Raw genomic sequence first — 25,226 nt, 5'->3', positions numbered from 1 at the left:
ATCACGCGTGGACTTGGGGCGGGGTGGGGCGATGGGCCGGCTCCTCGGAGACGACCTTGGCGCCCGGCACCGGGCCGTGCGCGACGCGGACGGTCCGGCAGACGCCCGCGCCGGAGAGCTCCGCGGCGACCCGGACGGCCTCGTCGGAGTCGGTGCACAGGAAAGCGCAGGTCGGACCGGACCCCGAGACGACGCCGGCCAGCGCGCCCGCCTGCACGCCCGCGCGCAGCGTGCGCCGCAGGCCCGGACGCAGCGAGACCGCCGCGGATTGCAGGTCGTTGCCCAGCAGCAGCGCGAGCTGCCGGGGATCGCCGGAGGCCAGCGCCTCCAGCAGGGGTTCCACCTCACCGATGCGGCCGTTGCCGTTGTCCGCGCGGAGGCGGTCCAGCTCGCCGTAGACGCCGGGAGTGCTCAGGCCTTCGCGATCCAGCGCGATGACCCAGTGGTAGGTGTGCCGGGCCAGGACCGGGACCAGCCGCTCGCCGCGTCCGGTGCCCAGGGCGGTGCCGCCCTGCAGCGAGAACGGCACGTCGCTGCCGATCTTCCCGGCGAGCTCGCTGAGCTCGTCGCGGCCCAGTTCCAGCCGCCAGAGCTGGTTGACCGCCTGCAACGTGGCGGCGGCGTCGGCGCTACCACCGGCCATGCCGCCGGCGACCGGGATGCCCTTGTTGATCGAGATCCGCACGCCGGGGTTCTCCGGGTCGCGCCCGCAGTGCTCGGCCAGCAGCCGCACCGCTTTCCACGCGAGGTTCTCCGGGCCGGTGGGGACCTCGTCCGCTCCCTCGCCCTTGACCTCGATGGCCGGATCGTCCGCTGCCACCACCGTGACGTCGTCGGTCAGCGACAAGGCCTGGAAGACGGTGACCAGCTCGTGGTAGCCGTCCGGACGCGCGTCACCCACCGAGAGGTGGAGGTTCACCTTCGCCGGGACGCGGACGGTGATCGGTGTAGGAACCACGGAGAGCACACCAAGAGCCTACGTGGCCGAAGAACCCCACCGCCCACTTCCCTGCGCACAGCCCCACCCCAACCACAAACCTCCCGGTGACCAGCCCCCTGATCCCCACCGGCCGGAACCCCGATCACCCCGGTATTCGGGCACCCGATTACCGGAGTGATCAGGTCCCCGATTACGGCGGTATTCCGGTCCAGGATTACCGGGGTGATCCGGTGTGCCTGGCTACGGCGGGATCGGGTGGGTGAATGCCGGGGTGGTCGGTGATCGACCAGCCCCGGCATCCGTGGCACGCCGTGAGCGTCAGGAGGCGGGGACGACGCCCACTCCGCCCCACTCCTGGGTGATGAAGTCCTTGACCTGCTGGCTGCGAAGCAGCTCGGCGAGCTTGAGCACGCGCGGGTCCTTGGCCAGCGCCGGGCTGGTCACCAGACCGTTGGCGTAGGGGTTGCCCTGCGCGCTCTCCACCAGCAGCGGGTTCGACAGCTTCGCCTTGATCGCGTAGTTGCCGTTGACCACCGCCGCGGCCGCGTCGTCGACCGAACGCGGCAGCTGGTCCGGGGACAGGTCCTTGAGCTGGACGTTCTTCGGGTTCTCCGCGATGGCGGCGTCCAGCCGGGTGCCGACGGTGGCCTCCGGCTTGAGCTTGATCAGACCGCCCTGCTCCAGCAGCTTCAGGCCGCGGAACTGGTTGGCCGGGTCGTTGGACAGCGTCACCGTGGCACCCGCGGGCAGCTCGGCCAGGGACTTGGCCTGCTTGGAGTAGACGGCCAGCGGCTCCAGGTGAACCGGCTCGATCCAGGTGAACTCGCCGCCGCGCTCCTTGCGGTACTCCTCCAGGTACGGCACGTGCTGGAAGTAGTTCGCGTCCAGCTCGCCGTTGGCGACGGCCTCGTTCGGCCGGTTGTAGTCGTCGAACTTCTCGATCTCGATGTCGATCCCGGCCTGCTGGGCCAGGTTGTCGTCGACGTACTGCAGGATCTCGCCGTGCGGCGTCGGGCTGACGCCGATCTTCAGCGGCGCGTTGGGGTCTTCGGCGGCAGAACCACCACCGCAGGCGGCCAGCAGCACCCCGGCCGAGGCGAGCAGTGCGGCGAAGCGCAAACGCATGTCGTGCGTCCTTTCGAACAGCCCGTTTTCAGGCAGGCAGGGTCAACGCACCGTCCTTTTGGGACGGATGCGCGATGGGTTTTCTCCGCGGGAGGGAGGATTCAGCCGGCGGCGGTGCGCCGGCGATCGACGAGCTTGGCGGTGCGATCGGTGATCAGCTGCATCGCGAAGGCCAGCACCCCCAGCACCACGACGGATCCGTAGAGGATCCGGTCGTCGTAGCCCTGGAAGCCGTCCTGGATCGCGGTCGCGCCCAGGCCACCGCCGCTGATGGCACCGGCCATCGCGGCGTAGCCGATCAGCGCCACCGCGGTGACGCCGACGGCTCCGACCAGCGCTGCTCGGGCTTCCCCGAGCAGCACCGTGCACACGATCCGCAGCCTGCTGGAACCGGTCGTGATCGCGGCTTCCACCACGGTGAAACCGACCTCGCGCAACGCGTTCTGCGTCAGCCGCGCGAAGAACGGGATCGCACCGATGGTCAGCGGCACGATCACCGCGCTGCTGCCGATCGAGGTCCCGATCAGCAGCCGGGTGAACGACGCCAGCACCACCAGCAGCACCACGAAGGGCACCGAGCGCACCACGTCCACGATCACGCCGAGCACCTTGTTCAGCACCGGTTTCGGGTTCAACCCGACCGGAGAGGTCAGGTGCAGCAGCACACCCAGCGGCAACCCGCCGACCACGGCCAGCACGGTCGCCACCAGCACCATGTAAAGCGTTTGAAGCGTTGCCTCGCCCAGTAGTTCGCCGACCTCCGACCAGGGGGTCACATCAGTCACGCAGCAGCAACTCCGTCAACGCTCACCGGGGCGCGCCGGACGTGCGCGTCCCGCTCGATCATCCACTTCAGCGCCGCCTCGGAACGCTCACCGGTCAGGCCGATCTTGAACTTGGCGACCGGGGTGTCGCCGAGGCGGGTCAGGCCACCGCCCAGGATCGCCAGGTCGACGGCGAACCGGTTGGAGGCCTCGGGGAGCAGCGCTCCCACAGCGGCGAAGCCGACCAGCACGACCTCGGCGACCACGTCGTGGCGACCCGAAGTCGGGCGCAACGACTCGGCCTGGTCGGTTTGGGGCAGCAGGGTGCCGCTGACCTTGCTGCCGGGCTCGGCGACGAGGTCCAGGACCTTGCCGTGCTCGACGACCTGGCCGTCTTCCAGCACCGCGACGTCGTCGGCGATCTTGCGCACCACCGCCATGTCGTGGGTGACCACCAGGACGGTGACGCCGAGCTCGGCACGCGCGCGGTCGAGCACGGTCAGCACCGAGTCGGTGGTGGACGGGTCCAGCGCGGAGGTCGGCTCGTCGGCCAGCAGCACCGAGGGCTTGGCCGCCAGCGCGCGGGCGACCGCGATGCGCTGGCGCTGACCACCGGAGAGCTGGTCCGGGTAGGCCGCCGCCTTGTCGGTCAGGCCGACGAGGTCGAGGAGTTCACCGACGCGGTTGCGCCGCTGCGGGCCGCCGATGCCTGCGGCCTCCAGCGGCAGCGCGACGTTGCCCGCGGCGGTGCGCTGGCGCAGCAGCGAATCGCCCTGCGGCACAACGCCGATCTGCCTGCGGGCGGCGCGCAGCGCCTTGCCGTCCAGCGACACCAGGTCGGTGCCGTCGACACGGATGGCACCACCGTCGGGCTTCTCCAGCAGCGCGATGCACCGGGCCAGCGTCGACTTCCCCGCTCCGCTCGGTCCGACCACGCCGCACACCGAACCCGCGTTGACCTCCATCGACACGCCGTCGAGGGCGCGGACGGCGCTGCCGTTGTGCTGGAACGACTTGGTCAGGTTCTCGACTGAGATCACGATCTGCTCCACATCAGCTCGCGATGGCCGCGCCCGCGTTCGGGCAGCAGCCATGGGGAACTTCTAAGGGAAAAGGAAGAGAGGGAAGGGCCAGGTCACATCTCGCGACGACAGGCGCAGGTCGTGCGCCTTCCGTGGTCGATGAACCGTCGCTGCGTGAGCAGTTCCCTGATGTGGGGTACCTCGAACCGGGCGTTGCCGCTGGCAGACAGGTTCGCTAACCGCGCGTTGGAATCCACAGCTACTCCATCGGTCCTGGCGTTAGCACCTGCCCGCGAGGGGTGGTTGCTGCGGCGTCAACAAGCCAGGTCTCTCAGCCGCTCGGGATGGATTTCCCGAATAGTAGACCCCATCGACAGTGCCCGACGCAAGCTGATATCGGTGACTGACCGAAATCGTTTGCCAGATCACATACCGGGTGGAGCGGGAATTTTTCCGCAGCGGGTGGTGTTTTGGTCACCCTCAGTGATGTCGCAGCGCGTGGCCGCAAGCCCCCGGACGAGTGGTTCAGCTGCTCGACCCGGATGACGCGGCCTCCGCGATCCGGGCGAAATCGGCGATCCCCAGCTGCTCTCCGCGCGTCGTCGGATCGACACCCGCCACGCGCAGCAGCTCCTCCGCCCGAGCCGCCGAGCCGGCCCAACCGGCCAGCGCGCCCCGCAAGACCTTGCGCCGCTGCGCGAACGCCGCGTCGATGACGCGGAAGACGTCCTCGCGCGCCGCGTTCGACGGCGGATCAACGCGGTGGAAGGCCACGAGCCCGGAATCCACGTTGGGCACCGGCCAGAACACCTTGCGCGGCACCGGACCCGCGCGGCGGACGTCGGCGAACCACGCCGCCTTCGCGCTCGGCACCCCGTAGGTGCGGCTGCCGGGTTCGGCGGCCATCCGCTCGGCGACCTCGGACTGCACCATGACCAAGCCCTTGCGCAACGTCGGGAGCTCGGCCAGCAGGTGCAGGACCACAGGCACGGCGACGTTGTAGGGCAGGTTGGCGACCAGCGCGGTCGGCGGCTTCGCGAAGTCCTCCGCGCGCACCCGCAGGGCGTCGGCGGGCAGCACGGTCAGCCGGTCGGCGAGGCCGGGGGCGAACTCCTGCGCGGTCCGCGGCAGCCTGGCGGCCAGCACCGGGTCGATCTCCACGGCGACGACCTCTCCGGCCACCGGCATGATCGCCAACGTCAGCGAACCGAGCCCGGGACCGACCTCCAGCACGACGTCATCGGCGCCGACCTCGGCGACCGAGACGATCCGGCGCACCGTGTTGGGGTCGTGCACGAAGTTCTGGCCGAGCTTCTTGGTCGGCTTGATGTCCAGCTCGGCGGCCAGCCGACGCACGTCGGCCGGGCCGAGCAGCGTCGCCTGCTGGTCGTCCACGGTGCAAGAACCTACCTGCGCCGCTCTCCCCGCGTCTCACCAGGGCGAACAACGCGAGAAGGGCGCCACCGGAATGCAACGGTGGCGCCCTCCGCGTGGAATTTCGAGATCAGTCCAGGCCGAGCTTGGACGAGCAGGACGGCCATGCGCCGTAGCTGCCTCCGCGGGCGTCGCGGACCTTCTCGGCGACCGCGATCTGCTGCTCGCGGCTGGCCTGGTGCGGGTACGGGGCGTACTGGTCGCCGCCGTAGGCGTCCCAGGTGGACTTGTCGAACTGCAGGCCACCGTAGTAACCGTTGCCGCTGTTCATGGCCCAGTTGCCGGTCGCCTCGCACTGGACGAGCTTGTCCCAGACATCGCTGTTCGGCGCGGGCTTGCCACCGACGCGGACGACCTTCTCGACCGGCGCCTTGGTGACCTTCTCGTCGACGACCTCGCGATCCGACTCCTCGCCGTTGCGCGTGGAGATGCGGGTGAACTGGATCTTCTCGCCGGCCTCGCCGGGAGACTCGACCCGCTCCTCGCCCTTGAACATCGAGTTGTCGACGATCTCGCGGACCGGCGGCGGAACCGGCACGGTCACGCTGATCACGGAGCTCTGCAGCCGGTCGATGCGCACCTCGGCGCCGGTGACCAGCTTGGCGTCGGCACCCGGGGTGACCTTGTCGTCCGGACCGAGCTTGAGCTTCCGCTCCTTGACGAGCTCGTCGATGTTGGCGGCGGTGGTGGTCAGCTGCTGCGGCGCACCACTGCCGTCGATGAGCGTGATGTCCTTCTGCGTGCGGACCGACAGCTCCATGCCCTGCTCGGGCACCGGCATGCTGCGGTCCGCGTTGAGGACGGCGCCGTCGGCGTTGACGCCGAGCTGGCGCAGGGCCTGCTCGACGGTCACCGAGCGGACCCACTCCTCGCGGACCTCGCCGTCGACGTTGAGCTTGAGCATGCGACCGCGGTCGAGGGTGATGGTCTCGCCGTGGCCGACCTCGGCCTGCGGGGAGGGGCTCAGCGCGTCATGCGCGCCGACGCGGATGCCCTGGTCCTCCAGGACCTCGCCCACGGTGTCGTCGTAGGTGTTGACGGTGCGCGTCTGCCCGTCCACCTCGACGGTGACCGACTTGTCCATCGCGGCGGCGGCGCCACCGGTGCCGGTCAGGCTCAGCAGCACGCCGGCGACCGCGCCCTTGAGGAAGCGGCGCTTCCAGACGGTCAGCGCCTCGGTGACCTGCTGCGGCGGGAGAGCGCCCGCCTCGCCCTCGGGCATCGCCTCGAGGAAGTCCATCGGGGGCAGGACGGTCGTCTCGGCGTTGATCAGCCGGATGACCTCGTCGACGTCGATCTCGGCGGTCGCGAGCACGTCCTCGGCGTCGGGGCCGAGCACGTCGTAGACGTCCTGCGGGGTGATCTCGAAAGCACCTGGCGGGAAGCTCGGGTGCTCGTCGGACCACTGGGGGTCCGGGCGGTCGAGCAGGCCTACCGCGGTGTGCTGCTCGGTCGGCTGGACCGGGGTGAACCAGTCAGTCGCCGCGTCAAAGGAATCGGCCCAGTAGCCGTTGTTCCGCGGGGTCGCGAAACCGGCATGGCTGGGCTCGCCACGTCCGTTCACAGGGTCGTTACCTCCCGAAGGCGCAAAGTCGCGACCGCGAAGAACTGAACGTGAGAAGCGTTGGGCGAGTTCATGTTTCTCGCGCAACCCCTCTCGTTCCTCGCGTGCGCACAACCTTCGTGCTTCGTGTCTGTATCCGACTCCCGCAAGCCAATTGCCGCCTAGCCAGCCGCGAGCTCCTTGCGCTCACCGCAGACTTCCCCGACGTACACCGGCGAGACTAACGGGCGTTCCCCATGACTGGTTGTCATCGGTTACGGGGCCGAGACTCTACCGTGATCATGCGGGGGCGCCAAGGACCCGATTCGGACATGTGAGTCCGATTACGCTTGTTTGCCACGCAACCCAACACGATGTGTAGTCAAGATCGGTAAAAATTAGTCCATTCGGGGGGCACCTGCAGGATTCGTTAGCAGCCACCCGAGCCGCTTGCGTGACATATAACACGGGCCCGACAGGCGCTGTAACCCATGATCAACGGGGGTGCGGGCCTGCGGAAACGACCCCGGACAACGGTCCGGCCCGAGCGCTGAGCGCGCTCGGGCCGGACCTCCCCTCCCCACGCACGAGGGAAACGAGTTTCCCCCGCGACGATCTTTCGCGTTGTTGCGGCGACTTCACGTCACCGCGGCAGTCCCAGCTTCCGCGAGCACGCCGGCCAGGCGCCGTAACCGCCGCGGGCGTCGTGCACGTTCTGCGCGATCTGGATCTGCTGCTCGCGCGACGCGCGATGCGGGTAGCGGTTGAACCGCTCACCGCCGTGAGCCGCCCATGTGCTGCGGCTGAACTGCAGGCCGCCGTAGTAGCCGTTTCCGGTGTTGGCGGTCCAGTTGCCGCCGGACTCGCACCTCGCGAGCCGGTCCCACACCACAGCTCGATCGTCATTCGGGGCTGCCGCGGCGTTCGGGGCCACCGCGACCAGGGCGCTACCGCTGATGGCGACTGCCGCCGCCACGGTCCACTTCGTGAATCTATGCAACTTCACTGCACATCCTCACAACCGATGGTTCCGGTGTGGGAGGACCTCCGCGAGCGATTTCCCCGCGGAGTTCGGGGTGTCCCCCCGTTCCGGCTTCCACTGTGGACGGTAGGAGTCGGCGGGCGGACCGCAAGCGGGCGCAGGAGGAGACCTCCTACCAGAAACCGCAGCGTAGGGAACTACAGGGCTGTGATTACCCCTGTTCGAGCCCGAACACTCGCTCAGCCGTGGCCGTGGTGGCTACCGCGAGCTCATCAGCGTTCACGCCACGGAGTTCGGCGAGGTCACGAAGGGTGTAATTGACGCAGTAAGGCTGATTCGGCCGTCCCCGGAACGGGTGCGGGGTCAGGAACGGCGCGTCGGTCTCCACCAGCATCTGCTCCAGCGGGACCGTTTCCGCCGCCGCCCGAAGGCCTTTCGCGTTGCGGAAGGTCGCCGTGCCGGCGAACGAGAGCACGTAACCCTCGTCCACGCAGGACTTCGCGAACTCGGCGTCGCCGGAGAAGCAGTGGAAGACCACCTTCTCCGGGGCTCCCTCCTCGTCGAGGATGCGCAGGATGTCGTCGTGCGCCTCGCGGTCGTGGATCATCAGCGGTTTGCCGGTCCGCTTCGCGAGGTCGATGTGCCAGCGGAACGCCTCCTGCTGCGGTTCCGGCGGCGAGTAGTCCCAGTAGTAGTCGAGCCCGGTCTCGCCGATGGCGACCACGCGCGGGTGCGCGGCCAGCTCCTCCAGCGTGGCGCGGTCGTCGTCGCCGAAGTCCTTGGTGCGGGTCGGGTGCAGCGCCACGGCGGCGAAGACCCGGTCGTCCCAGGTGGCGGCCTCGACGGCCCAGCGCGCGGAGTCGATGTCGTCGGCGACGGTCACGACGCGGCCGACACCGGCGCTCTGCGCGCGGTCGAGCATCTCGCGGACGTCCTCGGCGGTCTTGGCGCCGCAGGCGTCGAGGTGGGTGTGAGCGTCGACGGCAGCTGCCGCCAGCGCCTCGGGCACCGGCGGCAGTTCCTGCCTCTTGTCCTTCTTGCCCATCAGGACTGCTGGATCGGGGCCCATTCCGGGCCGGTCTCGCCGAGTTCGGCGTCGAGCTTGGCGAACAGCGGCTTCGGCTTGTCCAGCGGACGTCCCACCTCGATGTCGGTGGACTCCCACTTGGCCTGCTCGGCCGCGTACTCACCCATCAGCACCGGGTAGGACGCCGACGGCTCGTCGAGGTCGTCGACCTCGCGGATCTCCGGCTGTGCCGCCCAGACCCCGGTGCCGCCCAGCAGCTCGTGCACCTTCTGCGCGGAGTGCGGCAGGAACGGCGTGAGCAGCGTGTTGGCGTCGGAGACGACCTGCAGCGCCGTGTGCAGCACGGCGTCGCGGCGGTCCGGGTCCTCCTTGAGCTTCCACGGCTCCTGGTCGGACAGGTACTTGTTGGCCGCCGAGACCACCCGCATCGCCTCCTGCGACGCGAGCTTGAACCGCGAGCTGCGCAGGTGCGCGCCGACGGTGTCGAACGCCGCGCGGGCCTGCGCCTTGAGCTCCTCGTCCGCGGGAGCGGGAGCGGTCGGCGCGGGGACCGCGCCGTTGTTCTTCGCCGCCATCGAGATGGACCTGTTGACCAGGTTGCCCCACTCGTTGGCCAGCTCGAAGTTGGTGCGGCGGACGAACTCGTCCCAGGTGAAGTCGGTGTCCTGGTTCTCGGGGCCGGCCACCGAGATGAAGTAGCGCAGGGTGTCCGGGCCGAACTCGCGCAGGAAGTCGCGCACGTAGATCACGGTGCCGCGCGAGGTGGAGAACTTCGAGCCGCTCATGGTGAGGAACTCGCTGGAGACGACCTCCCCTGGCAGGTTCAGCTCGCCGAACGGGCCGGTCGTGCCGCCCTTGTCGCCCTGGCCGTTGTGCCCCATCAGCAGGGTCGGCCAGATCTGGGCGTGGAAGGTGATGTTGTCCTTGCCCATGAAGTAGTAGCCCTGGGCCGCCGGGTCGGTCCACCACTTCTTCCAGGCGTCGGGGTCGCCGGTGCGGCGGGCCCACTCGACGCTGGCCGACAGGTAGCCGATGACGGCGTCGAACCACACGTAGAAGCGCTTCATCGGCTGGTCGCGCCAGCCGTCCAGCGGGATCGGCACGCCCCAGTCGAGGTCGCGGCTGATCGCGCGCGGACGCATGTCCTCGACCAGGTTCTGCGCGAACTTGAGCACGTTCGGCCGCCAGCCGTCCCGGGTGGACAGCCACTTGCCCAGCGACTCGGTGAACGACGGCAGGTCCAGGAACAGGTGCTCGGTCTCGACGAACTCCGGCTTCTCGCCGTTGATCCGGGAGACCGGGTTCTTCAGCTCGGCCGGGTCGAGCTGGTTGCCGCAGTTGTCGCACTGGTCGCCGCGCGCGCCGTCGTAACCGCAGATCGGGCAGGTGCCCTCGATGTAGCGGTCGGGCAGCGTGCGGCCGGTGGACGGGCTGATCGCGCCGGTCGTGGTCTTGGGCAGCACGTAGCCGTTGCGGTGCAGCGCGAGGAAGAGGTCCTGCACCACCTTGTAGTGGTTGCCGGTGGTGGTGCGGGTGAACAGGTCGTAGGACAGGCCGAGGCCCTGCAGGTCCTCGGTGATCACCCGGTTGTACTTGTCGGCGAGCTGCCGCGTGGTCAGGCCCTCGTTCTCCGCCTGGACGGAGATCGGGGTCCCGTGCTCGTCCGTTCCGGAGACCATGAGCACCTGGTTGCCGGCCATTCGCTGGTACCGGGAGAAGACGTCCGAAGGCACACCGAAGCCGGAAACATGACCGATGTGTCGCGGACCGTTGGCATACGGCCAGGCCACAGCGGTCAACACAGAGGCGCTCATGCCCGCCAGCGTAATCGCCTGCTCGTCCTGCGTGGCGGTGCGGGTAGGGGGAACCCGAGCGGCTCCGCGGACTCCGCGCCCCACTCCTCGAGCATGTGAGGTCAGGTCACTTCCGGGAGGCGAGGACCGCGTCGTAGAGCTCCTTCTTGCGGACTCCCGCGAGCTCGGCGACCTCGGCGACCGCGTCCTTCAAGCGGATGCCGTCCGCAGCGCGCTCCTCGACCTGCCCCACGAGCTCCGCCGGGTCGGACGGCGCCGCTCGCTCGGCACCGGCGAGGACCACCGTGATCTCGCCCCGAACGCCCTCCGCGGCCCATTCGGCCAGGTCACCGAGGTTGCCGCGCTTGATCTCCTCGTAGGTCTTGGTGAGCTCGCGGCACACCGCGGCCGGCCGCTGCTCGCCGAGCACCGAGACGGCGTCGGCGAGGGTGTCGGCGAGCCGGTGCGGGGCCTCGAAGAAGACGCTGGTGCGCTCCTCGGCGACCAGGCGGCCGAAGAACTTGCGCCGGTCCCCCGTCTTGCGCGGCGGGAACCCCTCGAAGCAGAAGCGGTCCGAGGGCAGGCCGGACACCGCGAGCGCGGTGGTCACCGCCGACGGGCCGGGCAGGCACGTCACCGGCAGTCCCGCGGTCACGCACGCCGAGACCAGCCGGTAGCCGGGGTCGGACACGCTCGGCATGCCCGCATCGGTCACCAGCAGCACGGTCCTGCCCTCGCGCAGCGCGTCGAGCAGCATCGGAGCGCGCGCGGACTCCACGGCCTCGTAGTAGCTGACGACCTTGCCCGCCGGGGTGACGCCCAGCGCGCTGGCGAGGTTGCGCACCCGGCGGGTGTCCTCGGCGGCGACCACCTCGGCGGTGCCGAGCGCCTCGATCAGCCGCGCGGACGCGTCGCGGGCATCACCGAGCGGGGTGGCGGCGAGCAGCAGGGTGCCGGAGTCCATGACCGCACAGCGTAGGCCGCCGGACCCCGGACGAGGATGCGGCGTGGCCGTTGCTCCGAGCGCGGGGCCCGGCTTCCGAGCGAGGCGATTGCTCGACGGCTCCTAGCGGGGCGTCCCCCGGTCGAGGCGTGCCTGACCCTTACGATCGACGGTGTGAGCGTCCCAGTCCGCAGGTTCGGCGGTGCCGACGAACTCGTCCAGGTAGGCCGCGCACCGGCGGCTCGCCGACCGGGGGAGACCGACCCGCTGCCACTGCTGGACTCCTCGATGCCCACCGACCGCAGGCGCGCCTGGGTGGTGACCCTGGTGATCACCCTGGTCGCCGGTCTGGTCCGCTTCTGGGACCTGGGCCGGGCCACCGACGAGGGCACTCCGGTCTTCGACGAGAAGCACTACGTCCCGCAGGCGTGGCAGATGCTGCGCAACGGCGGCTACGAGGACAACCCCGGCTACGAGCTGGTGGCGCACCCGCCGGTCGGCAAGCAGATGATCGCGATCGGCGAGTGGCTGCTGGGCTACACGCCGTGGGGCTGGCGGATCATGGCCGCCCTGTTCGGCACCCTGATGGTGCTGCTGATCGTGCGCATCGCCCGTCGGATGACCCGCTCGACGCTGCTGGGCGCGCTGGCCGGTGTGCTGCTGATCTGCGACGGCCTCAGCCACGTGCAGGCCCGCGTCGGGATGCTCGACATCTTCCAGGCGCTGTTCCTGCTCGCCGCGTTCTCCTGCCTGCTGGTGGACCGCGATCAGGTGCGCGAACGCCTGTGGCAGGTCTGCTCGGACGGACGGCTGGACCCGTCGACCTGGGGCCCGCAGCTGGGTTTCCGCTGGTGGCGCTTGGGAGCCGGGCTGATGCTCGGCCTGGCCTGCGGGGTCAAGTGGAACGGCATCTACTACATCATGGCGTTCGGCCTGCTCAGCGTGATCTGGGACGCGCTGGCCAGGCGGGCGGCCGGGGTGCGGAGGCCGTGGCGGGCCGCGCTCATGCGCGACACCGCCCCGGCGCTGTGGGCGCTGGTGGGCCTCCCGCTGCTGGTGTACTTCGCGACCTGGTCGGGCTGGTTCGCCAGCGAGACCGCGACCGACCGGCACGCGGTGCTGCTCAACGACGACGTCGGCATGAACGGCCTGCCCGACGCGCTGCGATCGCTGCTGTACTACCAGCTCAACGTGCTGGACTTCCACACCCACCTGACCACGCCGTCGACCCCGCACCCGTGGGAGTCGAAGCCGTGGGCGTGGCCGATGGGCATGCGCCCGATGCTCTACTACTACGAGTCCGGGATGCCGGGCTGCGGCCGCAACAGCTGCGTGCAGGCCACGATGCTGATCGGCACCCCGGCGATGTGGTGGCTGGCGCTGCCGGTCGCGGCGTGGTCGGTGTGGCGCGCGGTGTTCCGGCTGGACTGGCGCTACGCGGCGGTCCTGGTCGGCTACGGCGCCGGGTACCTGCCGTGGTTCACGAACCTGTCGCGGCAGATGTACTACTTCTACGCCACTCCGCTGGTCCCGTTCCTGGTGCTGGGGATCGTGCTGGTGCTCGGCCACGTGCTGGGCTCCGTCGAGGACCACTACGAGCGGCGCAAGACCGGGCTGCTGGCCGTGTCGCTCTACATCGGACTGGTGGTCGCGAACTTCGTGTGGCTGTGGCCGATCCTCAACGGTGATCCGATCACCCACGAGCAGTGGCAGGCCGAGCTGTGGCTGCCGTCCTGGCGCTGATCACCGCGGTTCCCACCGGAACCAGGCCTTGGCCAGCAGGCTGAACAGCACGATCCAGACCAGCAGCGACGCGGCGGGCAGGAGGGCGTCGCCCTCGCCGGTCACCGCGTGGTGGATCAGGCCGCCGACGCCTCCGCCGGGGAGCGGCAACCACGTCGGACCGACGATGGCGACCATGACACCGCCCATCAAGGCGAGGAACAGCGGCAGCGTGGTGATCTGGGCCTGCTCGGAGGACGAGGTGCGACCGCTGGTCGCGACGCCGGCCGCCAGGCAGAGCCCGGTGCCCAGGACCAGGGCGGCCAGCAGCGGCGCCGGTGCCGGCACCGGCGCGCCCATGCTGATCGAGATGATCAGCATCAGCGCCGACTGCAGCACGCCGAGCAGCACCACCGGGGCGAGCAGCCCGGCGAGGATCACCGCGTCGGAGGCCTCGCCGCTGCGGAGCCGCTTGAGGTAGAGGTCCTCGCGGCGCGAGGCCAGCGCGGCGGTGACGGCGAAGTAGACGGTGAAGCCGAGGACCATCAGCAGCTGGAGGCAGAGCGTGATCGCCCAGGCCTGCGGCGAGGCATCGTCGGGCAGGTTGAAGCCGGCCCAGAGTCCGACCAGGATCGGCATCAGCAGCGAGCTGACCGCGACGGTCTTGTTGCGCAGCAGGAGTTTCAGCTCGGCTCGCGCCAGAGCCAGGACCATCTTCACGCCTGGGTCTCCTCTCGGACGGACTGGAAGATCTCTTCCAGCGAGGCCGGCTGCGCGCGCAGACCGGAGAGGTCCACGAGCCCGTCGGCCCAGTTCAGCAGGGTGTGCAGGTCCTGCTGCAGGTGCGGGGTGCGGATGTCGACGCGGCTGTCGCGACGGGTCGCTGTGCCGATCAGCGGCGGCAGGCCGGTGTCTTCCGCTGCGTTGAAGCTGATGCGCGCGTGGTGGTCGGCGAGGACGTCGACGAGCCGTCCGGCGACCGCGATGCGGCCTTGGTGCATGATCGCCAGCCGGTGCGCGAGGCGTTCGGCCTCTTCGAGGTAGTGCGTGGTCAGCAGGACCGTGGTGCCCGCGGAAAGCAGGCCGCGCACGAGTTCCCACGTGGTGCGGCGGGATTCGGGGTCCATGCCGACGGTGGGTTCGTCGAGGAACAGCAGCTCAGGCTCGCCGAACAGGGCCAGCGCGAGGTCGAGGCGCCTGCGTTCACCTCCGGAGAGCTGCTTGACGCGGACGTCGCGGCGCGGGTCGAGCCCGAGGGCGTCGAGCGTTCCGTCCACATCGGACTCCGATGTGCGCATCCGGCGGGCCAGCTCGGCGGTTTCGGCGACCGTGAGGTCTCCGGCGAATCCGCTGTCCTGCAGCATGATCCCGGTGCGGCTGCGGATCGAGCGGTCGCGCAGCGGGTCGGCGCCGAAGACGCGCACCTGCCCCTGCGCCGGGGCCCGGTGGCCCTCGACGGTTTCCAGCACGGTCGTCTTGCCCGCCCCGTTGGTCCCCAGCAGCGCGAACAGCTCGCCGGGCAGGACGTCGAAGTCGACTCCTCGCACCGCCTCGAAATCGCCGTAGCGGCAGCGCAGGCCGCGGGCTTCGATCACTGGTGTCATGCGTCCAGCCTGGTCATCCGCGGCTCGCGCCGGTAGGGCGTCCCGTCAGCGGTGCGCGGGTGCCGTGTCAGCGGATCCGATGACTGATGTCATGAGCTCGGCGATCCGGTGCCGCCGCAGCGGCCGGATGCACGATGCTGAGGAGGTGAACGAGGACCCGACCGAGTTCGACCCGCGACGGCTCGCGCGGCTGCGCCGCTACACGTGGTGGTCGATCGTGCCGATGATGCCGGTCTACGCGGTGTTCCCGGCCATCGACCTCGCCTCCGGGGCCTACAGCGCGCCCGAGATCGTGGTGCTCGCCCTGGTCGCGCTGCTGGTCACGGTGGACGGAACGCAGCTGTCGACGCTGCTGATGCGCGGTTTCGGTCACGGCCCCCGCTACCCGGTCGCACGCGGGATGGTGCTCGCCGCCGGGCTGGCCGCCACGGGCTACGCGGTGTCGACGAACCCGTACGGGATGCTCTGGGTGGTTCCGCTCGGAGGCCTGGTGGGCGTGCACGTGGCGCTGGCGGCACCCCGGCTGCGCTGGCCGATCCAGATCGTCGCGCTGGTGGTCATCGCCGCGGTGACGTGGGTGGGCAGCGCGCTCGGCGGCCCGCACCCGATGATCGGGATGTTCTTCGCCTTCTACGCCGTCGTCATCGTGTCGATGATCTCGGCGCTGACGGTGGGCGTGGTGTGGTTCTGGGACATGGTGCTGACGCTGGACCGCGCCCGGTCGGTCAGCGGCGAGCTGGCGATCGCCCGCGAACGGCTGCGCTTCGCCGCCGACCTGCACGACGTGCAGGGCCACCACCTGCAGGCCATCGCGCTGAAGGCCGAGCTCGCCGAACGCCTCGTCGGCAACGACGACGCCGCCGCACGCGCGCAGGCCGCGGAGGTCGCCGAGCTGGCCCGCACGGCGCTGCGCGACACTCGCGCGGTCGTGCAGGGCTACCGGCGCAGCAACCTGACCGGTGAGCTCACCAACGCGCGGGAGATCCTGGAGGCCGCAGGCGTGAAGACCGAGGTGCGCGGCGACGCGACGCTGGTTCCGCCACCGCTGCAACCGCTCTTCGGGGCGCTCGTGCGGGAGGGGACGACGAACATCCTGCGGCACTCCCGAGCTCGGCACTGCACCCTGGACATCGCCGTCGACGGGTCGCGCACCCGCGTGGTCCTGAGCAACGACGCGGCGAATCCCGCTGGTGAGCGAGGAGGTTCGGGCATCGACGGGCTTCGGCACCGCTTCGCCACGCTGAACGGGCACGTGGACTCCCGCCACGACGGCGAGCGCTTCGAACTCATCGGCACGGCCGAGGAACCGGGGGCGGGACTGTGATCCGCGTGGTGCTGGCCGACGACGAGGACCTGATCAGGGGCGCGCTGGCAGCGCTGCTGGCGCTGGAGCCGGACCTGGAGGTGGTCGCCCAGTGCAGCAACGGCGTCGAGGCGCTTGAGGCCGTTCGCCTGCACCGCCCGGACATCGCCGTGCTCGACCTGGAGATGCCCGAGCTCGACGGGGTCGAGGCGGCCAAGCGGCTCACCGGGGAGCTGCCGATCGTGCTGGTCACCCGGCACGCCCGGCCGGGCGTGCTGAAGCGGGCGCTGGCAGCGGGGATCCGCGGTTTCGTCCCGAAGACGACGCCGGCGACCAAGCTCGCGGCGATCCTCCGCGACGTCCAGTCCGGCGGGCGCTACATCGACCCGGAGATCGCGGCCACGGCCCTGACCGGTGACGCCTGCCCGCTGACCGATCGCGAGCTGGAACTGCTCCGGCACACCCTCAAGGGCGGCACCATCGCCGGCATCGCCGCCGAGGTCCACCTCGCCCAGGGCACGGTGCGCAACTACCTGTCGGCCGCCATGACCAAGCTCGACGTCACCACCCGCCACGAAGCCGCCCGGAGGGCCTGGCAGGAGGGCTGGATCTGAACCCACCCGCAGGATTCGAATTTCGCGCGAAATTCGAATCGTTCGCTCAGGTGAGGGACGTGAGGGTCTTCCGGAGGGCCGCGACGGCGTCGAGGATCTCCTCCGGGCGGGCCGAGAGCGGCGGCCGGGCGCGCAGCGAGTCCGGTCCGGACGGCAGGAACAGCGTCCGGTGCTGGTCCCGGGCGATCTCCAGGGCGCGGGCGCGGTGGGCGGGGTCGTGGAAGCTGATGGCGCACATCAGCCCCCGGCCGCGCGGCGAGTGGATCAGGAACGGGAACCCCGCGGCGAGGTCCCGCAGCTCGCCCAGCAGGAGCTGCCCCATGGCGCGGCTGTGGGCGAACAGCTCCTCGGCCTCGATGATCTCCAGGATCCGGGTCGCCCGGACCATGTCGGTCAGCGAGCCGCCCCAGGTGGAGCTGATCCGGCTGGGCTCGCGGAAGGCGTTGTCGGCGACGTCGAGCACCCGGCGGCCGCCCATGACCCCGCAGACCTGCAGCCGCTTGCCGAAGGCGACGAGGTCGGGTTCCAGGCCCAGCGCCTGGTGCGCCCACGCCTGACCGGTCAACGCGCCGGTCTGCACCTCGTCGGCGACGGTGAGCACGTCGTGCTCGACGCACAACCGCTGCACAGCCTGCAGGAACTGCGGGCGGAGGTGCCGGTCGCCGCCCTCGCCCTGGACGGGTTCGTAGACGAAGCACGCGATCTCGGCGCCGTAGCGGCGGAGGGCCGCCTCGGCCGCGTCCAGCGCCTGGACCTCTTCGGGCAGCAGTTCGGCGGAGTCCCATCGCTCGCCGGGCTCGATGGCGGGGCTGGGGATCCGCGGCCAGTCGAACATCGGGTAGTCGCGGATCTTGGACGGGTCGGTGTTGGTCAGCGACAGCGTGTACCCGCTGCGCCCGTGGAACGCCTTCTCCAGGTGCATCACGCGGCTGCCGCGCACGGCGACCCCGCGTCGCGCGTTGACCTTGGTCTTCCAGTCGAAGGCGACCTTGAGGGCGTTCTCCACGGCGAGGGTGCCGCCGTCGATGAAGAACAGCAGCGGGAGTTCGGGGACCCCGACGACCCGCTGGAAGGTCTCGGCGAAGCGCGCCTGCTCCTCGGTCGCGAAGTCGGGGTTGGACGGCTTGACCCGCGAGACGCGCAGCAGGGCGGCCTCGAACTCCGGAGTGCGCAGGCCGGGGTGCCCGTGCCCGAGCGGTGCGGAGCTGAAGAACATCGTCAGGTCGAGGTACTCGGTGCCGTCGCGCACGTCGCGGAGGCGGCAGCCCTCGCCGGCGTCGAGATCCACGACGATGTCCATCAGATCCCCGGTGACCTGCGCTTTCAGCGCGGCTACGGGGTCGGTTCCGGCCCGCTGGGCGGGAACTGCGGTCGAAACTGTCTCGTGCTGAGCGGTCATGATTTCGGCCTCCCGACTGCGTGTGCGCGGGTCTCACGCACACAACAAGAATTACACAGAAGGCCGTAGTTCGAGCAAGATGCTTCAGCAGATCGTCCGCATGAACGAAAGATATTCTTCTGCTCTGGGTGTACTCCGCCCCCGGAGCAGAAGAATTCCCGGAATCAGCCGACGCGGCCGACGCCTCCGAAGAGGTAGACGGGCTTGGGCGTCTCGCCCGCGGTGTCCGGGCGCCACTGCGAGCAGCTGACCACACCGGGCTCCAGCAGCTCGGTGCCCGCGAACAGGCCCTCGATCTCGACGGCGGTGCGCGCCCGGATCGGCGTGCCGCCTCGCTCGGTGGTCTCCCGCATCACGCGCAGCATCGGCTCGCCGTGCACCTCGGCGGAGGAGTGCGTGAGCACGAGGAAGCTGCCCTCGGGCAGCGCGTCGACCAGCTCGCGCACCACCCGGTACGCCTCCTCGTCCTCCATCAGGTGGTTGACCACGCCGAGCATCATCAGAGCGATCGGCCTGCTGAAGTCCAGGGTGCGCTTGGCCGCGTCGATGATGCCCGCGGGCTGCCGCATGTCGGCGTCGATGTAGTCGGTCGCGCCCTCGGGAGTGCTGGTCAGCAGCGCGCGGGCGTGCGCGAGCACCGTCGGGTCGTTGTCGACGTAGACGATGCGGCTCTCGGGAGCGAGCCGCTGGGCGACCTCGTGGGTGTTGTTGGCGGTCGGCAGACCGGTTCCGACGTCGAGGAACTGCCGCACGCCCTCGGTCTCCACGAGCTGGCGCACGGCGCGCACGAGGAACGCGCGCTCGGCGCGGGCGCCTTCCGGGATGTCCGGGATGTGCGCGATCACGGCGTCGCCGGCCTCGCGATCGACCGCGTAGTGGTCCTTGCCGCCGAGCCAGTAGTTCCAGATCCGCGCCGACTGCGGCGTGTTGATGTCGATCTCCACCGCTTCCAGCTCCCTCCACTGTGGTGCCGTGAATCCTACGCGGGAGAGGTCACCCGGAAGAGTCATGCCGATATCCTCTGCGACATGGCCAGGAGGTCCGGATCCCAGACGCGCGAGGCGATCCGCGACGCCGCGACCCGGCTGTTCACCGAGCACGGCTACGCCGACACCTCGGTCCGCGACATCGCCTCGCTGGCCGCCACTGATCCGGCGCTGGTGATCCGGCACTTCGGCAGCAAGGAGCTGCTGTTCCTGGACACCATGCACCTGAGCATCGACGACGAACCGCTGCTGAACGTGCCGCTGGAGCGGCTGGGCTCGCGATTCGTCGAGGTGCTGCTCGACTCCGACAGCCGCAGCCGCGCGATCTACCTGGCGATGGTGCAGGGCAGCGGCAACCCGCAGATCGCCGCGCGGCTGCGCGAGACCCACGAGACGTCGTTCGTGCAACCGCTGCGGGTGCGGATGCGCGGCCCGGACGCCGAGGATCGCACCCGCTCGGCCGCAGCCCTGGTGGGCGGCCTGCTCTACGCGCTGTGGGTGGTCGGCGACCAGCAGCTGGCCGCCGACCGCACAGGCCTGGTCGAGCGCTACGGAGCGCTGCTGCAGCGCCTGCTCACGCCGTGATCACTGCACCGACCAACCGCCGTCGGAGGGCAGGATCGCGCCGTTGAGGTTCACCCCGTCGTCGCTGAGCAGGAACGTGATCGAGGCGGCCAGCTGCGGCGCCGTCGCCACCGGCGGCATCAGCCCCATGAACCCGCCCGTGCGCTGCCTGCCGAACTCCGACATCTCCCCGATCGACGCGCTGATGCCGGTGGCCACCCCGCCCGGCGCGACCGCGTTGACCCGGATCCCCGACGGCCCGTACATGAAGGCGGTGTTGCGGGTGATGCCGAGAACCGCGTGCTTGGAGGCGGTGTAGGCGACCCCGGCGGCGTTGCCGCGCAGCGAGGCTTCGGAGGCGACGTTGACGATGGAGCCGCTGCCCGCCGCGAGCATCGACGGCAGCGCGGCGCGCGTGAGCCGCATCAGGCCGTCGACGTTGACCCGGAAGGCGCGCTCCCAGACGGCGTCGTCGAGTTCGTGCAGCGGGCTGAAGTCGTCCATGACCCCGGCGACGTTCGCGAGCCCGTCGATCCGCTCCCCCGCGGCGGCGATGATCCGCTCGACGTCGGCGGCACGCGAGATGTCCCCGGCCACGGTGACCGAGCCCGGCAGTTCGGCCGCGAGCTCGTCGAGCGGGCCGGCGCTGATGTCGGCGGCGACGACCCGGCCGCCCTCGCGCGCGATGCGCGAGGCGGTGGCACGCCCGATGCCGGAGGCCGCGCCGGTGACGATGACGGTCTTGCCCTCGAAGCGGCCGGGCACGAGGCGTTCCTGCCAGCCGGACGCGACGCGCTCGACCTCCGGCATGACCCCGCCGTTGACCCGCAGCACCAGGTCGTCGACGGCCTCGCGGCTGAACGCACCCTGGCTGAGCTCGACCAACTGCTCCAGAGGCAGCCCGCTCACCGGTGCCAGCGCCTCGGCGTCGCGACCGGAGTCGGCCAGCACCTCCTCGATCAGCGGCCTCCCCTCGGGGTGGCTGAGCCATTCCCCGATCGAGCTCCTACCGCTCAGCACGTCACCCACCGCGCACCTCCCAGCGAAGTCAACACCGTTGACTTGACTCTACCTGCACTCCGCGCACCCCCTGACCAGGCAACCCCGGAGCGACGCACCACCACCCACCCCTGAAAACCCCGGTAATCCGCTCCCCGAAAACCGCAGTGATCCGTCACCTGAAAACCCGGGTAATCCATCGCCCGAACACCGGGGGCGTCCGTTGTCCGAAAACCGCGGAAATCGGTCACACGAAAACCGGGGTAATCGGCACCGACTCCGCCGACAAGCTCGATCTCCTGGGCGTCCTCGGCACCTGAACGCTCGCCCCTGCCCCCTCCTGAGACCGTGGTTTTGGCCGAGCGGCCGGGTTGGCCAAAGCCGTGAGCTGCGAAGACATCGGGAAATGGCTCGGGGTGCGGGCGCGCCCATTGATCTGTGGATCTCGGGCGGCCGGGTGAATAACGTGGGTCCCGAACCGAGCGGGACTCCTCGGCCGACAGGGGGTGCCGGGGAGTCCCGCAGGTTCAAGGCCGGATCTGGATGTCGAAGAAGACGGGACGGAGCTCCTCCGGGAAGAACTGCCGACCGTCCTCGTCGACCATCTTCCACGCGATCTTGCAGCGGCCGGATTCGTTCCCGGTGAAGACCGGAACCGCGAGCGTGACGGTCTCACCGGGCGCCACGTCGCCGACCGAGACCCGTTGCGGAGCGGTGCACGCCGCGTCGCCCTCGCGGAAGACCTGCGCGAGGTACCGGCCGTCCCACGGTTCCCGGCCGACGTTGCGGACCTCCCAGGTCTTGGCGAAGTTCTGCCGCAGCGCGAACTCGGTGCCGTCCGGGACGGTCTCGCTGAGCATCAGCGACGCGTCCCCGGGGATCGGGCGCTCCTCCGGCATCCACCACCAGACCGCACCGGCCACGACGAGGGCCACCGCGAAGCCCGCGACCAGCCACTTCGGCCATCGTCTGGGCTCCGGCCGGGGCGGTCCGGGGTCGGGTTCGGGAACGGTCCGCGCCGACTCCCAGCGCTTCGACCACTCCCGTCGCGCGGTGTTCTCGTCCTGGCCCAGCACCCCGACCGCGAGGCAGCGGACGAACTCCCACGTCGTCTCCCACGAGGGCAGGTCCTTGCCGCGGGCCGCCGCCGACAGCGCCGACTTCGACGCCGCGGCGCCGTACTCGCTGCGCATCCGGTCGTAGGACGGGTCGCCGGCGGCTTCCTTCAACTCGCACAGCTGCCAGGCGAACTCCGCGACCGGACTCTCCTGCGGGTCCGGGCGCTGCTGCTTGCGACCGCGCTTGCGCGAAGCGTCATCCCTGATCACAGAACCGTCCACGCCGCTCATTCTTGCGCAACGCCCACCGGGCCTCCGAGCCCAGCCGACGAAAACGGCGGTCGACCCACGTCGTGGATCGGCCGCCGTTGCCACCGCGCAGACGTCAGCGCAGGGCGTTGAGGGTCAGGGTGAACACCTCGGGGTCACCCGCGTTGACCTTGCCGCTGTGGTCCTCGCCGGCGTTGGAGCTCACGTCGTCGTAGGCGAACGCGTAGCCCTTGCCGTCGGGCAGGTTCTCGTGCACCACGCGTGCGTAGTGGTTGGTGACGTCGTTCTGGTAGAACGTCGCGGGGTCTTCCTCGTGCGGCTGGTTGGGGTTGATCAGCAGCGTCGTGCGGTTGAACGCCGCCGCCAGCCGCGGCACGATCGCCAGGCGCTCCTGCGAGTCGCTTTCCGGGTTGTTGGCGAACGGACCGCTGTTGCAGCCCCAGATGTCCACCGAGGACGGCTTGGCGAAGCGCTCCGCGCCGAACACCAGCTCCTCGCCCTCGACCTTGCCCTCGATGATGCCGAGGTCCTCGCGCTGGGTGTCGACGAACAGCGACTCGCCCGCGTACTTGGCGTAGACCTCGTCGACGTAGGGCTCCATGTAGCCCTCGAAGTCGGCGGCGCGGTGGTTCGGGTTGAGCACCCGCACGACCTTGCCGTCGGCCTCCTGCACCAGCGTGGCCCAGTTGCCGCCCATGCCCTTGAGGCTCTCGGCGACCTTGTCCATGCCACCGGTGGGCATGCCGGGAACGCTCTGCTCACCACTGCCGGTGGTGGTCAGGTGCAGCCCGATCGGGGCGGCGACGAAGTCGACGTAGCTGATGTTGGCGTAGAGCTGCTCGGCGTTGAGGGTGAACTCCGCGAACGTCCAGTCCTTGCCGAAGTTCGGGTCCTCGCTGGAGACGAAGTTCGGGTGCACGACCGAGGTCGTGCCGTCGGCGCCCTTGACGACCTGGAACTCCAGGGTGTCGTTGAGGGAGTAGTACACGCGAGCGCCGTACATGCGGGGCACGGTGACCTCGACGGTGCCGTCGACCGGGATGGCCACGTCGTCGCCGATCGGCGCCGGCTCCGGGCCGCCCGCCTCGGGGAAGTACGGAGTGCCGTCCGCCTTGATGAAAACGGCCTTCTTCTCGGCGTCCGAGAATCCGGCGATGTAGGCGTTGGCCGGACCGCCGGAGTTGTTCTGCAACACGAACTTCATGCTTTCCGGTGCCGCCGAGGCGAATGGGGCGCTGATCGCCTGGGCCCAGAACGGTGCCGTGAGGGCCGCAGCGGAATATCCGATAAACCGCCGACGAGAAACCATGTGGATACCTCCAGAGACAACGGGACCACCTCGTTGGGCAGCCGATCCTCTCTCGTGATCGATCCCGAAGTCTGCCGTTCTGAATGAGTCTTTCCATACCCCCAAAAGGACCGAAATCATCACACCTGAACATTATTCAACGCAACCGCACAATCACCGTTGAATGCGCAAGACGAGGGCGACATTCCGACAGATAAATGTGAATGCGCTCGAATCGCCCCATTGAAATCCGTGATTTTCGCGAGTGAACCGAAATCTACCGCTATACGTGCACCGCGTACAGGGATACCGGTTCCGACTTTCCCTTCAGCTCCACGCCCGGCCGTTCTTCGAGCTCCGCCGGAGCGTCCGCGACCAGTTCGCGGGTGCGCTCCGAGATCAGGATGGTGTCGCCGGTCTGCCGGGTCGCGGCCTCGATCCGCGCGGCCACGTTCACCGGATCACCGATGACGGAGAACTCGAACCGACCCGCGCCACCGACGTTGCCTGCGACGACGACCCCGGTGTTGACCCCGATCCCCACCGACAGGCCACCGCCGAACTCCTCGCGCACGGCCGCCGCGATCGCCAGGGCCGCCAGCAGCGCCTGCCTCGGGTGGTCGGCGATGCGCCGGGGCGCGCCGAACACCGCGAGCAACCCGTCCCCGACGAACTTGTCCACGTGACCGCCGTGTTCGCGGATCACCGGTACGGCTCGCTCGAAGAGCCGGTTGATCGTGCCGACGATCTCGGTCGCGGAGATCGTCTCGGAAAGGCCGGTGAAGTCGCGGATGTCGATGAACATGATCGACACCTCCACCTCCTCACCGGCGAGATCGGTGCCCTCCCGAAGAATGTGCTCGGCAATGGCGGGATCGACGTAGGTGCCGAATGCGGATCGAATCTGCTCCCGTTCCGCCAAACCCACGACCATCTCGTTGAACCCGGACTGCAGCCGCCCGATCTCGGTGCCGTCGTAAACGGGAATCCGGATGTCGAAACGTCCCCTCCGCACCTCGGCCAGGGCATCGGCGACACCGTTGATCGGGTCGGCCGTCGCCCGAGCGGCCAGGTACACGGTGTGCAGACCGACCACCAGCGCCGTACCAGCCAACGCCACCATCGCCACGGCCAGCTGGGTGTCGGTCACCTGGGACGGGGCCAGGGTCCGCAGCCCGAGCATGAACAACCCCGCCATCGGCACGCAGCTGCCCAGCGCCCACGCCAGGACGCTGCGCACCGCCACACCACGACCGACTCGCAGATCGTTCGGGTCGACCCCGGTGAGCAGCCGCGCCGCAGCGGGGCGCAGCAGCCGCTCGGTCAGCAGGTAGGCGCACGCGGCCGTCGTCACGCCGGTGAGGACCACGATGACGCCCACCCACAGGCCGCGCTCGACGTCCCGCCCCGCCTCGAAGACGGCGAACACGACGGCTCCACCGATCCACAACCACACCTGCAGCCAGAACACGCGCAACGGCAACCGCAGCACCGCCGCTCGCAGCTGGGCGGTGGCCGGGCCACCGGAGGCCAGCCACCGGTTGAGCCCCCGCTGCCCCCGGATCCCCGCGACGACGCCGATCAGCGCCGCGAACAGCAGGTACGCGGCCGCGGCCAGGATGTAGAAGCCGTTGGACAGCATCCCGTCCGGCGGCAGCGGGATGACCACGAGGTTGAGCGCGAGGACCACCACGGTCCCGATCAGGTTCGCCAGCACCACCACCGCGGCCACGACGACCTGCGTCAGGTCCGAGAGCACCCTCCCCTCGGCGTCCTCCAACCGGACATCGGCCCTCAGGAACGCAGGAAGGTACCGCACGAGGACGCGAGGAGGAGTCACGTCGCC

At 69.8% G+C, this 25,226-nt stretch carries 21 protein-coding genes, 1 pseudogene and 1 riboswitch; of the genes and pseudogenes, 4 read left to right on the top strand and 18 right to left on the bottom strand.

The window, feature by feature from the left end:
- Position 1 precedes the first annotated feature (1 nt).
- The 10 genes and pseudogenes from AB0J78_RS14460 to rsmI form a co-directional block, all read right to left on the bottom strand.
- Positions 2-958, bottom strand: a complete 957-nt coding sequence (locus tag AB0J78_RS14460) for a 4-(cytidine 5'-diphospho)-2-C-methyl-D-erythritol kinase (protein ID WP_207920084.1) — start codon at positions 956-958, stop codon at positions 2-4.
- A gap of 300 nt (positions 959-1,258) precedes the next feature.
- Complete coding sequence (locus AB0J78_RS14455; protein WP_363789399.1) at positions 1,259-2,065, bottom strand: MetQ/NlpA family ABC transporter substrate-binding protein; 807 nt, start codon at positions 2,063-2,065, stop codon at positions 1,259-1,261.
- A gap of 101 nt (positions 2,066-2,166) precedes the next feature.
- Positions 2,167-2,850: a methionine ABC transporter permease gene (locus AB0J78_RS14450; protein ID WP_363789398.1), complete on the bottom strand. Its 684-nt coding sequence runs from the start codon at positions 2,848-2,850 to the stop codon at positions 2,167-2,169.
- The gene (locus AB0J78_RS14445) at positions 2,847-3,869 is read right to left on the bottom strand and encodes a methionine ABC transporter ATP-binding protein (protein ID WP_363789397.1); all 1,023 of its coding nucleotides are present in this window, start codon (positions 3,867-3,869) and stop codon (positions 2,847-2,849) included. Before AB0J78_RS14445 ends, AB0J78_RS14450 begins: the two co-directional genes overlap by 4 nt.
- Before the next feature lie 243 nt (positions 3,870-4,112).
- Positions 4,113-4,202: riboswitch (SAM riboswitch) on the bottom strand.
- A gap of 174 nt (positions 4,203-4,376) precedes the next feature.
- A complete protein-coding gene (gene rsmA / locus AB0J78_RS14440; protein WP_363789396.1) occupies positions 4,377-5,246 on the bottom strand; it encodes a 16S rRNA (adenine(1518)-N(6)/adenine(1519)-N(6))-dimethyltransferase RsmA in 870 nt (289 codons plus the stop codon).
- 109 nt (positions 5,247-5,355) lie between these two features.
- The gene (locus tag AB0J78_RS14435; RefSeq protein WP_363789395.1) at positions 5,356-6,849 is read right to left on the bottom strand and encodes a transglycosylase family protein; all 1,494 of its coding nucleotides are present in this window, start codon (positions 6,847-6,849) and stop codon (positions 5,356-5,358) included.
- A 622-nt stretch (positions 6,850-7,471) separates the two neighbouring features.
- Positions 7,472-7,717: pseudogene (locus tag AB0J78_RS14430) on the bottom strand (transglycosylase family protein); the annotation flags it as partial.
- Positions 7,718-8,021: 304 nt separating this feature from the next.
- Positions 8,022-8,855 (bottom strand): TatD family hydrolase, encoded by an 834-nt coding sequence (locus tag AB0J78_RS14425; protein WP_363789394.1) that lies wholly within the window; start codon positions 8,853-8,855, stop codon positions 8,022-8,024.
- Positions 8,855-10,651: a methionine--tRNA ligase gene (metG, locus tag AB0J78_RS14420; protein WP_363789393.1), complete on the bottom strand. Its 1,797-nt coding sequence runs from the start codon at positions 10,649-10,651 to the stop codon at positions 8,855-8,857. The genes AB0J78_RS14425 and metG overlap by 1 nt, the downstream gene beginning before the upstream one ends.
- Positions 10,652-10,757: 106 nt before the next feature.
- Entirely contained in the window at positions 10,758-11,594 is an 837-nt protein-coding gene (gene rsmI / locus AB0J78_RS14415; RefSeq protein ID WP_363789392.1) for a 16S rRNA (cytidine(1402)-2'-O)-methyltransferase, read from the bottom strand.
- Between the two features lie 267 nt (positions 11,595-11,861).
- Between rsmI and AB0J78_RS14410 the strand changes: the two genes are divergently transcribed.
- Positions 11,862-13,316: a phospholipid carrier-dependent glycosyltransferase gene (locus AB0J78_RS14410; protein ID WP_363789739.1), complete on the top strand. Its 1,455-nt coding sequence runs from the start codon at positions 11,862-11,864 to the stop codon at positions 13,314-13,316.
- Here the strand turns inward: AB0J78_RS14410 and AB0J78_RS14405 are convergent, their stop codons facing one another.
- Complete coding sequence (locus AB0J78_RS14405) at positions 13,317-14,009, bottom strand: ABC transporter permease (protein WP_363789738.1); 693 nt, start codon at positions 14,007-14,009, stop codon at positions 13,317-13,319. It abuts the gene before it with no gap.
- A 2-nt stretch (positions 14,010-14,011) separates the two neighbouring features.
- Complete coding sequence (locus tag AB0J78_RS14400; RefSeq protein WP_363789391.1) at positions 14,012-14,899, bottom strand: ABC transporter ATP-binding protein; 888 nt, start codon at positions 14,897-14,899, stop codon at positions 14,012-14,014.
- 79 nt (positions 14,900-14,978) lie between these two features.
- Here AB0J78_RS14400 and AB0J78_RS14395 point away from each other — a divergent pair, with 79 nt between their 5' ends.
- Both AB0J78_RS14395 and AB0J78_RS14390 read left to right on the top strand, forming a co-directional pair.
- Positions 14,979-16,223, top strand: coding sequence for a histidine kinase (locus tag AB0J78_RS14395; RefSeq protein WP_363789390.1), 1,245 nt, complete (start codon positions 14,979-14,981; stop codon positions 16,221-16,223).
- The gene (locus AB0J78_RS14390; protein WP_363789389.1) at positions 16,220-16,816 is read left to right on the top strand and encodes a response regulator transcription factor; all 597 of its coding nucleotides are present in this window, start codon (positions 16,220-16,222) and stop codon (positions 16,814-16,816) included. The genes AB0J78_RS14395 and AB0J78_RS14390 overlap by 4 nt, the downstream gene beginning before the upstream one ends.
- Before the next feature lie 46 nt (positions 16,817-16,862).
- On the opposite strand, the gene lat is transcribed toward AB0J78_RS14390, so the two are convergent.
- Together lat and AB0J78_RS14380 are read right to left on the bottom strand one after the other, a co-directional pair.
- Positions 16,863-18,215 (bottom strand): L-lysine 6-transaminase, encoded by a 1,353-nt coding sequence (lat, locus tag AB0J78_RS14385; RefSeq protein WP_363789388.1) that lies wholly within the window; start codon positions 18,213-18,215, stop codon positions 16,863-16,865.
- A gap of 164 nt (positions 18,216-18,379) precedes the next feature.
- Positions 18,380-19,225 (bottom strand): SAM-dependent methyltransferase, encoded by an 846-nt coding sequence (locus AB0J78_RS14380; protein WP_363789387.1) that lies wholly within the window; start codon positions 19,223-19,225, stop codon positions 18,380-18,382.
- An 18-nt stretch (positions 19,226-19,243) separates the two neighbouring features.
- On the opposite strand from AB0J78_RS14380, the gene AB0J78_RS14375 reads away from it, so the two are divergent.
- Positions 19,244-19,786, top strand: a complete 543-nt coding sequence (locus tag AB0J78_RS14375) for a TetR family transcriptional regulator (protein ID WP_363789386.1) — start codon at positions 19,244-19,246, stop codon at positions 19,784-19,786.
- Here AB0J78_RS14375 and AB0J78_RS14370 read toward each other — a convergent pair whose 3' ends face one another.
- The 4 genes from AB0J78_RS14370 to AB0J78_RS14355 form a co-directional block, all read right to left on the bottom strand.
- Positions 19,787-20,794 (bottom strand): SDR family NAD(P)-dependent oxidoreductase, encoded by a 1,008-nt coding sequence (locus AB0J78_RS14370; protein WP_363789385.1) that lies wholly within the window; start codon positions 20,792-20,794, stop codon positions 19,787-19,789.
- 497 nt (positions 20,795-21,291) lie between these two features.
- On the bottom strand, positions 21,292-22,104 hold the full coding sequence (locus tag AB0J78_RS14365) for an NBR1-Ig-like domain-containing protein (protein WP_363789384.1): 813 nt from the start codon (positions 22,102-22,104) through the stop codon (positions 21,292-21,294).
- Between the two features lie 103 nt (positions 22,105-22,207).
- Positions 22,208-23,401, bottom strand: coding sequence for a glycoside hydrolase family 64 protein (locus AB0J78_RS14360; protein WP_363789383.1), 1,194 nt, complete (start codon positions 23,399-23,401; stop codon positions 22,208-22,210).
- Between the two features lie 262 nt (positions 23,402-23,663).
- The gene (locus AB0J78_RS14355; RefSeq protein ID WP_363789382.1) at positions 23,664-25,220 is read right to left on the bottom strand and encodes an adenylate/guanylate cyclase domain-containing protein; all 1,557 of its coding nucleotides are present in this window, start codon (positions 25,218-25,220) and stop codon (positions 23,664-23,666) included.
- Between the last annotated feature and the right edge of the window lie 6 nt (positions 25,221-25,226).

Source organism: Saccharopolyspora sp. NPDC049426 (genome assembly GCF_040676935.1).
In the GTDB taxonomy this organism is placed as follows: domain Bacteria; phylum Actinomycetota; class Actinomycetes; order Mycobacteriales; family Pseudonocardiaceae; genus Saccharopolyspora.
The sequence above is the reverse complement of the archived record's forward strand: the minus strand, read 5'-3'. Positions and strand labels throughout refer to the sequence as shown.